At 65.2% G+C, this 13,082-nt stretch carries 15 protein-coding genes and 1 pseudogene; 7 read left to right on the top strand and 9 right to left on the bottom strand.

Features of this window, described 5'->3' with window-relative positions; genetic code table 11:
- The first annotated feature begins 18 nt into the window (after positions 1–18).
- Genes ACGFIO_RS31485 through ACGFIO_RS31475 form a run of 3 tightly spaced genes read left to right on the top strand, consistent with a single transcriptional unit; the run spans position 19 to position 2,373 of the window.
- On the top strand, positions 19–1,137 hold the full coding sequence (locus ACGFIO_RS31485) for a DegT/DnrJ/EryC1/StrS family aminotransferase (protein WP_392831604.1): 1,119 nt from the start codon (positions 19–21) through the stop codon (positions 1,135–1,137).
- Entirely contained in the window at positions 1,134–1,739 is a 606-nt protein-coding gene (locus ACGFIO_RS31480; RefSeq protein WP_392831602.1) for a sugar transferase, read from the top strand. Before ACGFIO_RS31485 ends, ACGFIO_RS31480 begins: the two co-directional genes overlap by 4 nt.
- Positions 1,732–2,373: an acetyltransferase gene (locus tag ACGFIO_RS31475; protein ID WP_392831600.1), complete on the top strand. Its 642-nt coding sequence runs from the start codon at positions 1,732–1,734 to the stop codon at positions 2,371–2,373. Before ACGFIO_RS31480 ends, ACGFIO_RS31475 begins: the two co-directional genes overlap by 8 nt.
- Before the next feature lie 28 nt (positions 2,374–2,401).
- Here ACGFIO_RS31475 and ACGFIO_RS31470 read toward each other — a convergent pair whose 3' ends face one another.
- Positions 2,402–2,860: a hypothetical protein gene (locus ACGFIO_RS31470; RefSeq protein ID WP_392831597.1), complete on the bottom strand. Its 459-nt coding sequence runs from the start codon at positions 2,858–2,860 to the stop codon at positions 2,402–2,404.
- A 101-nt stretch (positions 2,861–2,961) separates the two neighbouring features.
- Between ACGFIO_RS31470 and ACGFIO_RS31465 the strand changes: the two genes are divergently transcribed.
- From ACGFIO_RS31465 to ACGFIO_RS31455, 3 genes are read left to right on the top strand one after another with little or no spacing between them, the layout of a single operon-like run.
- Complete coding sequence (locus tag ACGFIO_RS31465; protein ID WP_392831595.1) at positions 2,962–3,231, top strand: hypothetical protein; 270 nt, start codon at positions 2,962–2,964, stop codon at positions 3,229–3,231.
- Positions 3,224–3,835, top strand: coding sequence for a DUF6879 family protein (locus tag ACGFIO_RS31460; RefSeq protein ID WP_392831593.1), 612 nt, complete (start codon positions 3,224–3,226; stop codon positions 3,833–3,835). Before ACGFIO_RS31465 ends, ACGFIO_RS31460 begins: the two co-directional genes overlap by 8 nt.
- A 29-nt stretch (positions 3,836–3,864) precedes the next feature.
- Positions 3,865–6,240, top strand: a complete 2,376-nt coding sequence (locus ACGFIO_RS31455) for an ATP-binding protein (RefSeq protein ID WP_392831590.1) — start codon at positions 3,865–3,867, stop codon at positions 6,238–6,240.
- On the opposite strand, the gene ACGFIO_RS31450 is transcribed toward ACGFIO_RS31455, so the two are convergent.
- Positions 6,212–7,081 (bottom strand): methionyl-tRNA formyltransferase, encoded by an 870-nt coding sequence (locus ACGFIO_RS31450; protein WP_392831588.1) that lies wholly within the window; start codon positions 7,079–7,081, stop codon positions 6,212–6,214. The two genes, ACGFIO_RS31455 and ACGFIO_RS31450, sit on opposite strands and share 29 nt — an antisense overlap.
- A 41-nt stretch (positions 7,082–7,122) precedes the next feature.
- Positions 7,123–7,338 carry a helix-turn-helix transcriptional regulator gene (locus ACGFIO_RS31445; RefSeq protein WP_392831585.1) on the bottom strand — a complete coding sequence of 72 codons (216 nt, stop codon included), beginning with the start codon at positions 7,336–7,338 and terminating at the stop codon, positions 7,123–7,125.
- A 539-nt stretch (positions 7,339–7,877) separates the two neighbouring features.
- Between ACGFIO_RS31445 and ACGFIO_RS31440 the strand changes: the two genes are divergently transcribed.
- Positions 7,878–10,070 (top strand): discoidin domain-containing protein, encoded by a 2,193-nt coding sequence (locus ACGFIO_RS31440; protein WP_392831582.1) that lies wholly within the window; start codon positions 7,878–7,880, stop codon positions 10,068–10,070.
- 593 nt (positions 10,071–10,663) lie between these two features.
- Here the strand turns inward: ACGFIO_RS31440 and ACGFIO_RS31435 are convergent.
- The 6 genes and pseudogenes from ACGFIO_RS31435 to ACGFIO_RS31410 all read right to left on the bottom strand — a co-directional run.
- On the bottom strand, positions 10,664–10,921 hold the full coding sequence (locus tag ACGFIO_RS31435) for a colicin immunity domain-containing protein (protein WP_392831580.1): 258 nt from the start codon (positions 10,919–10,921) through the stop codon (positions 10,664–10,666).
- 23 nt (positions 10,922–10,944) lie between these two features.
- Positions 10,945–11,286, bottom strand: a complete 342-nt coding sequence (locus tag ACGFIO_RS31430) for a colicin D domain-containing protein (RefSeq protein ID WP_392831578.1) — start codon at positions 11,284–11,286, stop codon at positions 10,945–10,947.
- 171 nt (positions 11,287–11,457) lie between these two features.
- The gene (locus ACGFIO_RS31425; protein WP_392831575.1) at positions 11,458–11,832 is read right to left on the bottom strand and encodes an NUDIX domain-containing protein; all 375 of its coding nucleotides are present in this window, start codon (positions 11,830–11,832) and stop codon (positions 11,458–11,460) included.
- Positions 11,833–12,038: 206 nt separating this feature from the next.
- A complete protein-coding gene (locus tag ACGFIO_RS31420) occupies positions 12,039–12,506 on the bottom strand; it encodes a barstar family protein (protein ID WP_392832031.1) in 468 nt (155 codons plus the stop codon).
- A gap of 74 nt (positions 12,507–12,580) precedes the next feature.
- Complete coding sequence (locus ACGFIO_RS31415; protein ID WP_392831573.1) at positions 12,581–13,000, bottom strand: hypothetical protein; 420 nt, start codon at positions 12,998–13,000, stop codon at positions 12,581–12,583.
- Positions 12,997–13,082: pseudogene (locus ACGFIO_RS31410) on the bottom strand (IS5/IS1182 family transposase); the annotation flags it as partial. The pseudogene ACGFIO_RS31410 and the gene ACGFIO_RS31415, both read right to left, overlap by 4 nt.

Here is a 13,082-nt window from a genome sequence, read left to right as displayed (position 1 = left end):
CGGAAAGGATTCACGACGATGACCGGACGGATTCTGCTGTCCGCCCCCGACGTCGGAGAACTCGAGGAAGCGTACGTCGTCGAGGCACTCCGATCAGGCTGGGTCGCACCGGCCGGGCCGGCCGTCGACGCTTTCGAGCGCGAGGTCGCCGCGCGGGCCGGGGTCGCGCACGCGGTCGCGGTCAGCTCGGGCACAGCCGGCCTGCACCTGGCCCTGCTGGCTGCCGGCGTCGGGCCCGGCCAGGTCGTGCTGGTGCCGACGCTGACCTTCGCGGCCACGGCGAACGCGGTCGCGTACACGGGCGCGGAGCCGGTGTTCGTGGACTGCGATCCGCGTACCGGCAACATCGATCCGTCGCTGGTCGCGGCCTTCCTCGAAGGCCCGCACCGGGTGGGCGCGGTGTTGCCGGTGGATCTGTTCGGAACGTGCGCGGACTACGACGCGCTGGTGCCGCTGTGCGCCGACCGTGAGGTCCCGCTGATCGAGGACGCCGCGGAATCTCTGGGTTCCACCTATCGGGGTCGCCCGGCCGGCTCGTTCGGCGAGTCCGCGGTGATCTCCTTCAACGGCAACAAGATCATGACGACCTCGGGCGGCGGCATGCTGCTGACGTCGTCTTCGGTCGTGGCCGATCACTGCCGGCATCTGTCGACGCAGGCTCGCCAGCCGGTGCCGCACTACGAACACCACGAGATCGGCTACAACTACCGGCTGAGCAACATCCTGGCCGCACTGGGCCGGGCGCAGCTGCGGCGCCTCGACGAGATGATCGCGCGTCGTCGTTCCCTACGCGACGCGTACGCCAAGATCTTCTCCAGCGCGGCCGGTGTGACAATGCTCGGCGCCGATCCGGATGCGAACTGCTGGCTGACCAGCATCGTGGTCGACCCTTCCGAGTCCGGCTGGCCGGCCTCCGACCTGGCTGCCCACCTGGCCGAGGCCGACATCGAGAGCCGCCCCCTCTTCAAACCGATGCACCTGCAACCGGTCTTCGCCGGCGCACGCGGCGTCCTGACCGGCGCCGCCGCCCGGCTCTTCGCGCAGGGTCTGACCCTGCCCAGCGGTTCCGTCCTGAGCGAGCCGGACCGCCGCCGCATCCTCGACACCATCACCGAGTTCCTGGAGAGAAACCGATGATCGACCGCATCCAGCGCGTCATCGACATCGTCGTGGCGACGTTCATGCTGGTGCTGACCGCGCCGCTGATGCTCGCGGTGGCGGCCGTGGTCGCCTGGCGCCTGGGCCGCCCCGTGCTCTTCCGCCAGCCGCGCCCCGGCCTGAACGGCCGCGTCTTCACCATGGTCAAGTTCCGCACGATGCGCGACGTGGACCCCGCTCGCGGCCTGGTCACCGACGCCGACCGGATGACCCGCCTCGGCCGCATCCTGCGCGCGACAAGCGTCGACGAGCTGCCCACGTTCATCAACATCCTGCGCGGCGACATGAGCCTGGTCGGCCCGCGCCCCCTGCTGGTCCGCTACCTCGAGCGCTACACCCCCGAGCAGGCCCGGCGGCACCTGGTGCGCCCAGGATTGACCGGGCTGGCGCAGGTCCGCGGCCGCAACTCGCTGGCCTGGGAGGACAAGTTCGCCCTGGACGTCTGGTATGTCGACCACCGCAGCTTGGCCCTGAACGCACGCATCATGATGGAAACCGTGCTGACGGTTGTACGCCGCGACGGGATCGCCGCCGACGGTGAGGTAACGATGCCGGAGTTCCGGGGACCCGCCAATGCCTGAGCCGCTGATCATCGTCGGTTGCGGCGGCCACGGCCGCGAAATCTTCGGCATCGTCCAGGCCGTCAACGCGTCGTCCGAGGACCCGTGGAAGATCCTCGGCTTCGTCGACGACGCCCCCAGCGACATCAACCTGAGCCGCCTCGACCGGCTCGGCGTCCCGTTCCTCGGCCCGGTGTCCGACCTGTCCGGCCTGCCGGACGAGGTGCGCTACGTCATAGGCATCGGCGACCCACGAATCCGAGCCAAGGTGGCGGCGGCCATCGGCCCGTCCCGGACGCCGGCCACGCCCCTGATCCATCCGACGGCCACGGTCGGGCTGGACAACCGGTTCGCCGAAGGGGTGGTGCTGTTCCCCGGCGTACGGGTGACGACGAACGTCCGGCTCGGCCGCCACGTGCACCTCAACCAGAACGCGACGGTCGGCCACGACACCGTCCTGGACGATTGTGTCCAGGTCAATCCGCTGGCCGCGGTGTCTGGGGACTGCTACGTCGGGGAGCAGGCCCTGATCGGTACGACGGCGGCTGTGCTGCAGGGGCTGGCGGTGGGGGTAGGCGCTCGGGTCGGGGCGGGTGCGTGCGTGGTGCGGATGGTCCCACCCGGGGCGACCGTGAAGGGCGTCCCGGCCACGTGATCAAAGGATCTGGGCCGACCGGGCTGGGTCAACGCTCGGTTCGGCCAGGGGTGCCGAAAGATATACCGCCGTTGACGTCGCGTGCCTGCACGACGCTGCCCTCGACGGTGCCGGCAACGGTGTTGACCACGCCGCCGTCGCTCGCGTCCAGATAGGGCGCGAGCGCTTGCCACCGGTCTCGGAGCTCCGCCTCGAACGAGGGATCATCCGCGATGGCCTGCGCCAACGCCCGGCGAAGAGCCTCGATCCGATCGTCCTCCGTCGACTCCGTCTTGCCCTCTTCTTCAGCCTCGGCGAGTGCGGTTTGCACGGCGGTGCGGCCGTCGAATCTCCGCCGTACCAGCCGTGCGAGGGCCTCAAGCGCTGCCTTGCCGCTTGCGGCGAGCCCTTCGGCGGTCTTGGTTGCCAGGGTGACCGCGATAGTGGTCATAAGCTCCTGATCGGTCACCGCGTGCCCCTGTCCTGGATGGATCACGTTGTCGCGCACCCTCAACCATCATAGATACGGTTCGATGGCGAGAGGGTTTGCCTGTCACGAATCGGTCATGTAGCGTCACCGTGAGTCACCGAATGTCGGAGCGAGGTCTCATGACGGAAAAGTGGGAACCCGACTCATCTGCGTCGTTTCTCAGACGCATAGGAAAGTCGTCTCATGAGCTTGGACAGACGTCGGGAAATTCGAGTTGCCCGGACATCTGGGAGCTCGACAACGGCGACGTAGCTGTCATCGGATCAGATTTGACCACGTTGTACGAAGGCCGGCTGCCTGAGGGTGTCAGTGTCGATCCCGGCGAACGGCTGGTTATCATTCCGCGGAAAACGATCCTCGCGGCGAAGGCGGACATTCCCGATGCGTGATCTGCTTGACGGCGCCGAGGGCGAGCGGTTGGAACTGGACGCGTACTACGCCGACTTCGAGAAGAACTTCTGGAAGATCATCGAGCCTGGTTTCTGGAAGCTGGAACGCCAGCAATCCTTCAAGGAGCCCGGGTATGACAGCTGGGAAGCGTTTGCGAAAGGCGAGTGGAACGAGTCGCTGCGCCTGCTCGACGCCGGCCGGGCCGACATGCTCGCTTATCATCGCCGCGTCGGGGAGCACGGTTTCGCTGCACGGCGGGTACGGGTTGTCGAAGAGCCGATCACTGCGTACCTGCAGTGGGAGTTGTATGCCCTGCGGATACGGGACCAGTGTGGCGGCAGCGTGCGAGTCGTCGGTCCGGACCAGGTCTCCGAGTTCGAACACGACGCGGCGCTCCCGGAGATCTACACTCTCGGCTCCACGGTGATGTATCAGGCGATCTACGACGATGACGGAGTGTTGGAGTCTGCTCGCCGATTTGTCGACCGCAGCCTGATATTTCGCTGTCAACGGTTCATCCAAAATCTGTACGACGCCGGGGAACCGCTGGAAACCTTCTTTGCGAGCCATGTGGCAACGCTGCCGCCACCCGGCCAGCCGTAATCGCCGCTGAGCCCGGCCCGGACCCGGTGATGCCCATCGACGACCGCAACGATGATCTTCGCCACGCCAATCGCCTGGAGACGACCGGCACCGGCGACGTCGTCCAAGCCCGCGATGTTCACGGCGGTGTGCACATCCACCGCGCGCGGGCTGTCTTCCCAGCAATGCCGTCACAGCTTCCCGGCGACGTGCGCGGGTTCGTCAACCGCCACGCCGAGCTGGCCATTCTCACCAGCGTGGCAGGTGTTCAACCCGACGATCCGCATGCCGTCGCCGTCACCGTCATCACGGGCACTGCCGGCGTAGGCAAGACCTCGTTGGCACTGCACTGGGCGCACCGCGTCCGGGACCGCTTTCCTGACGGACAGTTGTACGTCAACCTACGTGGCTACGACCCGGGTCAGCCGGCCGTACCGGAGGAGGTTCTCGACCGGTTTCTGCGTGATCTCGGCGTTCCCGCAACGGCGATTCCGGTTCAGCTGGACGAGCGGGCCTCGCTGTTCCGCTCGCTTCTGGCAACCCGGCGCATGCTGGTGGTTCTCGACAACGCCGCCACCGCCGGTCAGATCCGGCCGTTGCTGCCGGGAACCGTCAACTGCCTGGTCCTCGTGACCAGCCGGAGCCAGCTGTCCGGGCTGATCGCCCGCGAAGGCGCCTACCGGCTCGTCCTGGACATCCTGTTGGAAGACGACGCCATAGCCCTACTGAGAGCCGTGACCGCCCGATACCGCGACCATGATCAACACCATGAAATGGTCGAACTGGCCCGGCTCTGCGCACGCCTGCCCCTCGCACTGCGCATCGCCGCCGAGCGGGCCGCGAGCCGACCGATGATGCGGCTCGACGAGCTGATCGCCGACCTGCGCGACGAGCCGGGGCTGTGGGGAGCATTGACCGCTGGGGGCGACGACGACGCCGACGCGGTCCGGACAGTGTTCGCCTGGTCCTATCGTGCCCTGCCGGAGCCCGCGGCCCGGCTGTTCCGATTCCTCGGCTTGCACCCCGGGAATGAGTTCGGCCTGCCCGCAGCCGCGGCACTCGCGGGAATCAGTGCACCACAGGCACGACAGCAACTCGACGTGCTGATCGGTGCGCACCTGCTCGAACAGCCGGCACCCGGCCGTTACGAATTTCACGACCTGCTCCGCGCATACGCCGTGGACCAGGTCCGCCACCTGGAAACCCCCGAGGCACAGAACGAGGTCCGCAGGCGCATCCTCGCCTGGTATTTGCACACCGCCGACGCAGCCTCGACCCGCATCGCCGCATTCGACCGGTATGAGCTGACCCAACTCCCCCCTGTTGATGTGCTGCCCTTCGCGTTCGACAGCCACGAAACCGCACTGCGCTGGTACCGGATTGAAAGCAGCAACCTCGTCGCCGCGAACCGGGCCGCCGCCGAGGCCGGCCTGCACTCGATCGCTTGGCGGCTCGCCGCAGTCCTGCGCGGCATCTACATCCACCAGAACGCATTCGATGATTGGCTGGCTACCAGCACGATCGGAGTCGACTCCGCCTACCAAGACAGCGATCCAGCAGGACAGGCCGAAGCACTGGAGAGTTTGGGCCGGGCGTACTTCCAGTCTCGCCGACTCGACGAGGCGGAGACCAGCCACCGTGGCGCCCTGACCATCCGGCGAAGCCTCCACGACCGCTTCGGCGAAGCCGTCTCGCTCAACACGCTCGGACTGATCGGCCTGCGCCGCCGCCGACTCGATGACGCCCGAACCTATTTCGAACAGGCCGGCGCGATCTTCCGCGATCTGGGTGACCGGCGCTGGGAGGCACTCATACGCAGCAACCTTGCCGAAACTCTCTGCGAGGTACAACAGCCGCAGGCAGCAGCGGAGATTCTGACCGAAGCTGCGATCGTGTTCCGGGAAGTCGGCGACCGAGCCAGCGAGGGCAACGCGCTGTTTCACCTCAGTTGGGCCCAGCGAGAAATCGGCGACCCTGCCGCGGCTCGCGTCTACATCGACCAGGCGCTTCGCATCGCCGAGGCGGAGGAGAACCAGGTATGGCAGGCGCACTGGCTCGTCGAACTCGGCAGCGTACAACGCGCTGCCGGCCAACCCGCCGACGCCTTGGTGTCTTACCAACGTGCCGCAGTAGTCCAACGACAGCTCGGCGACCGCAGCCGGGAAGCCTTAGCCCAAGATGGCGCCGGCCACGCTTACGAAGACATGGGCCGCGTCGCCGACGCAGCAGACTTTTATCGCATGGCCGCCTCCGCTCACCGTGACCTCAATGACCGGTGGAACCTGGCCCAGACCCTGCACCACCTTGGCCGCACCACCGGCGACACGAGCGCATGGCAACAGGCCCTCGAACTGCTGACCGACTTCGACGACCCTCGAGCCGCGGCGTTACGCGAGCTTATTGCCGCGACACTGCGGGATCGGTAGCCGGAGCCGACTCCACAATCCAAATCGGCGCGTCCGCGCAATCAACCCGGATGCCGCCGGGCGGCTCCAGACGAGTACGCAACACCGTTAGCCGCTGCCCGCCGATCTGGGCGACCGGCGCGTCCTTTCGGCCCATGAACGCGAACATCCTCACCTGGTCGTGCACCTCGCGCGCCGACCGCGACCAGTCCACCACCGAGAACTCCGGCTCGATGAACCCCGCCGCCGACGACTCGGAATCGTCCTGAGGCATTCCAGGGCTCTGACTCGCGACCAGGCCCAAGGCGGCGGTGAGTAGGTCGGACAGGACAGGGCGGATCCGGGTCCACAGCCGTTCCGGGGTGACGTCTTCATCGAGCGGAATACCGCCGCGCTGAGTGAGGATCGGACCGGCATTGAATCGCTCGTTCATCCGGTGGATCGTCAAGCCGATCTCCGGGTCACCGTTCCGGATCGCCCACAACACCGGCGCCGGCCCTCGGTAACGAGGCAGCAGCGATGAGTGGATATTTATGACACCGAACTTGGGGGTGTCGAGCACCGAGGCCGGGAGCTTCCAGTTGAATCCGTACACGACCAATAGGTCCAACTTGTATCCGGCCAGCGCGGCCGCCAGTCCCTCGGCAGATCCTGGAACTACCAGATCCATTCCCGGCGGCAGCGCCCCCACGATCCGGCCGGTCGCCGCAGCGGCGTGTGCATCCGTGCGGCTGTTCGGCTTCATCGAACGGCAGTGCACGTAAGCGACGGGTACGTGGCCGGCGTCCACACATGCTGCGTGGAGAGCGGAGAACTCCTCTTCACCGAACGTTGCGAGCGCGACACGCATCGAGTCCGTCACGACAGGATGGTATTCGCCTCAGGGCCATTATCGACACTCACTCACTCAGCTCGGCGACCGGCCGACTTCCGCGACTTGTAGGCGGCGACCCAAGGTTCGACGTCGTCGGCGAGCCAGATCTTTCCGCGCTTGAGCGTCGCGTAGGGCGCCGGAAAGGTGAGGTCGTTCGTCAGCTGGTAGACGAGTTGACGGCTGACGCTGCCGAGGAGCAGACCGATCTCGTACGAGCCCATCAATCGATGCTTGCCGTTGGCCATCATGCGACTATAGGCGCGTGACTACCTCAGGGAAGGGGCGGGTGGCCCTCGGTAGGCGACAGGTTCGCGGCGATCCATGTCTCGATCTCGCCGGCATCCCACACTCGGCCGAGCTTCACGTCGTTGGACGAAGTGATCGCCTCGGCGTTCTGGCACCGCGGTCACGCCTGATCGGAGCGGGAAGCGCTTTCTCGGTAGGTTTAGTACCGATTCATAGTGATAGATACCAATAGATAGTTTCTTCGTATCGCGTACATCTGGGATTGATTCCGGCCCTGCGCGCGACGCCGACATCGATGCCATCGGCCCTGATCGGCAGCTCATCTGCGCGGGGCAACGTCCGAATCAGACGGTTGTGACATCCGCAAGCCCATCCCGATTATCTATCGGTTCCGGAACCGTCGAGAACGCTGGACAGACACGATGCATCGGACCTAGCGTCACCTCAGGGAAGCGCTCTCCCAGCAATGTCGCAGGTCAGCGCGCCCACGGGTGCAAGCAATCCCCGTTGCCTTTCCCCGCGCCCCCGAGGAGTGTCCATGACCGTCCCCGAAACCCCCGTCCACGTGACCAGACGTTCACCGTGGCGGCTCGCCACGGTCGGCGCCCTGGTGGCCACCGTCATCGCCGGCTATGCCACAGTCACCGCGACCGCCGCCAGTGCCGCCGAGACCCTGCTGTCGCAAGGCAAGCCGGCGACCGCGTCATCCACCGAGACGGCCGGGGCGTACCTCGCGTCGGAAGCCGTCGACGGCAACATCGGCACCCGCTGGGCGTCGGCCTTCTCCGATCCACAGTGGCTGCAGGTCGACCTGGGCAGCTCGCAGGCGATCTCGCGGATCGAGCTCAACTGGGAGACCGCGGCCGGCAAGGCTTTCCAGATCCAGGTCTCCGACAACGCCAGCGCGTGGACGTCGATCTACTCGACCACGACCTCGACCGGCGGCAACCAGTCACTCACCGTCTCGGGCACCGGCCGGTACGTGCGGATGTACGGCACCCAGCGCACCACCACCTACGGCTACTCGCTGTGGGAGTTCAAGGTCTTCGGCGGCACCGGGGACACGACCCCACCGCCGTCCGGTGGCGGAGGCAGCCTCGGCTCGAACGTCATCGTCTTCGACCCGAGCATGTCCAGCGCGTCGATCCAGAGCCAGGCCGACACCATCTTCCGCCAGCAGGAGACGAACCAGTTCGGCACGCAGCGCTACGTGCTCGCGTTCAAACCGGGCACCTACAACGGGCTGAACATCCAGGTCGGCTTCTACACCTCGGTGCTCGGGCTCGGGCAGAACCCGCAGGACGTACGCATCAACGGTGACATCACCGTCGACGCCGGCTGGTTCCAGGGCAACGCCACCCAGAACTTCTGGCGCTCGGTCGAGAACATCTCGGTGTACCCGGTGGCCGGCGCCGACCGGTGGGCCGTCTCGCAGGCCGCGCCGTTCCGCCGGATGGACATCCACGGCGACCTCAACCTCGCCCCCAATGGGTACGGCTGGGCGTCCGGTGGCTACATCGCCGACTCGCGGATCAGCGGATCGGAGGGGCAGTATTCCCAGCAGCAGTGGCTCACCCGCAACAGCCAGATCGGCTCGAACACCAACGCCGTGTGGAACCAGATGTTCGTCGGCGTTCAGGGCGCCCCGCCGGCCAGCTATCCGACCCCGCCGTACACGGTCATCGGCAGCACCCCGGTCATCCGCGAGAAGCCGTACCTCTACCAGACCGGCGGCAACTACGCCGTCTTCGTGCCCAACCTGCAGACCAATGCCAGCGGCGCGACCTGGGTCAACGGCAACACCCCCGGCACCAGCATCCCGCTGACCCAGTTCTATGTGGCCAAGCCGGGCGACTCGGCGGCGACCATCAACCAGGCGCTCGCGCAGGGCCTGAACCTGATCTTCCAGCCCGGCGTCTACCACGTGAACCAGACGATCAACGTGACCCGGGCCAACACCGTGGTCCTCGGCCTCGGCTACGCGACGATCATCCCCGACGGCGGCGTCACGCCCATGCAGGTGGCCGACGTCGACGGAGTCAAGCTGGCCGGCCTGCTCTTCGACGCCGGCACCACCAACTCGGCCAACCTGCTGGTGGTCGGTCCGGCCGGCTCGAACGCCTCGCACGCGTCCAACCCGACCACGGTGCAGGACGTGTTCTTCCGGATCGGCGGCTCGATCGCCGGCAAGGCCACCAACAGCCTGCTGGTCAACAGCAACAACACGATCATCGACCACATCTGGGCGTGGCGGGCCGACCACGGCAACGCCGGAACGTACGGCTGGACGGTCAACACCGCCGACAGCGGGCTGATCGTCAACGGCCAGAACGTCACGGCGTACGCCCTGTTCGTCGAGCACTACCAGAAGACCGAGGTCCTCTGGAACGGCAACGGCGGGCGTGCCTACTTCCTGCAGAACGAGCAGCCGTACGACCCGCCGTCGAACGCCGCCTGGCGCTCCGACGGCACGGGATACCCGGCGTACAAGGTCGCCGACAGCGTGACCAGTCACGAGGCCTGGGGCATGGGCAGCTACGCCTACTTCAACGTGAACCCGGCCGTGCACTCGGCCAATGGTTTCCAGGCCCCGGCCAACGGCGGGGTGCGGATGCACAACATCTTCACCATCTCCCTGGCCTCCGGCACCATCGATCACGTGATCAACAACATCGGCCCCGCGGCCACGGCCGACCAGGTCGTTCCCCGGACGGTCACGAATTTCCCGTAACCACCGTGCGGCCGACCACAGCACGGGTTGAGTGACCGCCCCGGCTGCTCCGCACGGAGCGGCCGGGGCTTCCTCGTAAGGTCGGCGGATCAGGTGTCGACCCTGATAACCACCCGCGGGTTCCGCGCCTACCACCGAGCCGTTCCGGGCCGCGCACGCCGCTCCGCGGCCATCGAATTTCGATGGCAAAGCGCAAACGCGATGAAGGCGCCAAGGGACGCAAATCCTGGTCAGCACATTGTCAAACTGTCCACCAGACAGCGCGCGCACCACACAACGCCAACCAACGTGCCGATTCAGCCAGCGTCAGGTCTGGCAAAGAAGATGCCGGGGGCATCAGATCACGACGATCGCGTTAAGAGCGGCGGATCAATCGGCGACGGCACCCCGATCTACGCGCTGACCTTCGGCACGAACATATCCGACATCGGCCGGCGATCGACCAGCTCGACCACTACCCACCGATCGCCGGCAGCCGCGGCCGGAAGCGCCGCTGCCGACTACGCGAAGTTACTAACGTGATCACCCCGAACCGGGCGACTACTGGCAAACGTCAGCTGCTGCAGAGGCAATCTGATGCCTATACTGGCCGGTTACTGATCATTCTGCGCCTTGACAAATTCGAGTAGGTTGCGTGCCGCCGCTCGCAACTGCAACTCGCCGACGACGTTCGGCCTGGTAGACGGATGGTCCACGAATTCTTCCGCAGCATAGAACAGCGCGTTAAGTACGTCTCCGGTGCGCTCGTCAAAAAACCGCCTCTCATTCTTGAACTCCGCGAGGAAGCGCGTCATGAAATCGATCGGACTAATAGAGTCATCGACGAAATTGCGCGACAGATCCACGTACACCTGCGGGACGATAGACTCGGCCACTACAAGGTCCCCTTCATCGAGACGTTATTAAAATACTGGTCGTTTAGCTTCCAGCCACTAATCCAGTTCCCTTGAGGATCATACATTGAATTAGTGCCGTCCCTGAGCTTCAGATAGTGAGTTACCGGCCGCTTGTGGTAAGTGCCGTCAATTTTGACCGTGTACGGATCCTTGATATGCGCTTCGAGAGCCTCACTGAACATCGACTGGTTGCGGTCGTTCTTATTTCCGTATACACCGAAGTCCGCTGCGTGCTTGAACTTGTCGCGCAACTGCTCGATCGGGTACTTTCTGGCACCGCCGCAGTTATGGACGAGGACCGGGGTGTTGCCGGCGAGCACATAGTACGTGTGGCATATTCACGGACGACACGGAGAGTGACTTATCGGTGCAGGGCTTTCACCTGGTCTTTCGTGGATGGGCTGGGTCACGGTTCGTGCTGTCGGGTGGTGTTGACGGCAACGTGGGCAGACAACCAGGGCCGTCGGCGGCCGTCGGGCGGTCCGGTGGGGCTATCCGAGGTAGGGCGTGGCGCGGTGTTCGGCGTGGTGGCGGAGCCTGAGCCGGACGGTGTCGTGGATCGGGATGTGGTCGAAGTCGGCCGGGTCGATGAACCGCACGTCGGTCGATTCGTCGCTGACGGCGAGGGTGCCGCCGGTGACTCGGCCGTAGTAGGTGATGTTGAATTCTTGGCGGACTTCGCCGTCGGCGTACGCGATCACGTGCTGCGGGTCGGTGTAGATGCCGAGTAAGCCGGTGATCTCGATGTCGAGGCCGGTTTCCTCTTTGACCTCGCGCACGATGCAGTCGCCGAGGGTTTCACCGATGTCCATGGTGCCGCCCGGCAGCGCCCAGTTGCCGGAGTCGGTCCGGCGTTGCAGCAGCACACCCCGCCCTGCACCTGCGCGAACTGTCCGCGTACGGCATCTTCGCCTCGTTCGCCGACCAGTTCGAACAGACCCTGCGGTCGGCAACGCATCGATCGATGGATGACGATATTGCTTCTATCGTGACGGCAACCCTGACGGCAACGTGAGCACACTTCAGCACGCGCCCACGGTCGAAGGCCGCCACTTAACTACGCCGAGTCAGATCACCCTGATCGCGACGAAACAAGAAGGCGGCCGTCGGACTCATGGATCAATAGGTCATCTCGCACATGCAGCCTCGCAGCCACCTCCCCGATTTCGCCGCGCGCCAAGAAAAGCACGAAGTGAAGCGGAAACGGCGGCCGACTTCGCGGAAGGCCATCCGCATCGAGCGAAAGATTGGCCCGCTCGCCAGCCTCACAAAGCAGGGCAATGAATAGCGAAAAGAACTCCTTGCCCACCAGCTCGTCAGCATCCTCAACGACAACGATAACGGGCCGGTTTCCATGCCAACTACCGTGGATGTCATCAAGACAATCCACGAGCGCGTACCAGTTGTGACCGAAATACGAAGGGAACTCTAATTTCTCCGCGAACTCACTGAATAGACCCGCCGAATCGGTCATTTTCCTTGGGTCCAACCTCCGGATCACAGGGCCAGGAGTAAGTTCTTTTACCTGGTCATGGACCATGCGGTCGCCGGCCCGCGCGATCACCACCCAAGGCTCGACTGGCGACGCGAGATCAAAGGAGTTCCTAGAGTCGATCACGGATATTCCCCGACATAGTAGAAGGTGCCGTAGTGGTCGGGGGTGTAATAGGCAGCCCCAGATCCCGACTTCGGCGTCAGCAGTCTTTCACCACCACGAATTGGTCTGCTGCACACCGAACAGCTCGGCAGATCAGCAGTCGCATTGACATCCCACTCTCGATACGCGCCGCCGGGCAACTGGCCCGCCTTATTGCCCCGACTTCCGTTGCCCTCGTATCCCGGCACCTTACCGATACCACCGGTTCTGTTCTTTACTTTATTCAGCATATCGGCCGCCTTAGCCGGAGCTGGTCCTTCAACTAGCCCCAATCCGGCAGGGCTACCCGACGCACCTCCATGCACGCCGCACAGCGGCCCGGTGTTGTGCACGAGCACGGGCGTTTTGCCGGCGAGCACATAGTGAGCGTTTTTCATCCTGCGTAGCGGTCGGCTTCAACGTGGTGCAGAACGAGGATGGCCTGCAGGATCGTGGTCGCCCGGCGTGGGCAGCAGCGCA

Origin of the sequence: Actinoplanes sp. NPDC049265 (assembly GCF_043197135.1) — a bacterium.
Classification (GTDB): domain Bacteria; phylum Actinomycetota; class Actinomycetes; order Mycobacteriales; family Micromonosporaceae; genus Actinoplanes.
This window is presented reverse-complemented; position numbering and strand designations above follow the sequence as displayed.

Excerpts from the sequence above, each read along its gene's own strand:
- ACGFIO_RS31485 (WP_392831604.1), top strand. The coding sequence starts at position 19 with ATGACCGGACGGATTCTGCTGTCCGCCCCCGACGTCGGAGAACTCGAG.
- ACGFIO_RS31480 (WP_392831602.1), top strand. The coding sequence starts at position 1,134 with ATGATCGACCGCATCCAGCGCGTCATCGACATCGTCGTGGCGACGTTC.
- ACGFIO_RS31475 (WP_392831600.1), top strand. The coding sequence starts at position 1,732 with ATGCCTGAGCCGCTGATCATCGTCGGTTGCGGCGGCCACGGCCGCGAA.
- ACGFIO_RS31465 (WP_392831595.1), top strand. The coding sequence starts at position 2,962 with ATGACGGAAAAGTGGGAACCCGACTCATCTGCGTCGTTTCTCAGACGC.
- ACGFIO_RS31460 (WP_392831593.1), top strand. The coding sequence starts at position 3,224 with ATGCGTGATCTGCTTGACGGCGCCGAGGGCGAGCGGTTGGAACTGGAC.
- ACGFIO_RS31455 (WP_392831590.1), top strand. The coding sequence starts at position 3,865 with ATGCCCATCGACGACCGCAACGATGATCTTCGCCACGCCAATCGCCTG.
- ACGFIO_RS31445 (WP_392831585.1), bottom strand. The coding sequence starts at position 7,338 with ATGGCCAACGGCAAGCATCGATTGATGGGCTCGTACGAGATCGGTCTG.
- ACGFIO_RS31440 (WP_392831582.1), top strand. The coding sequence starts at position 7,878 with ATGACCGTCCCCGAAACCCCCGTCCACGTGACCAGACGTTCACCGTGG.
- ACGFIO_RS31420 (WP_392832031.1), bottom strand. The coding sequence starts at position 12,506 with ATGGTCCATGACCAGGTAAAAGAACTTACTCCTGGCCCTGTGATCCGG.
- ACGFIO_RS31415 (WP_392831573.1), bottom strand. The coding sequence starts at position 13,000 with ATGAAAAACGCTCACTATGTGCTCGCCGGCAAAACGCCCGTGCTCGTG.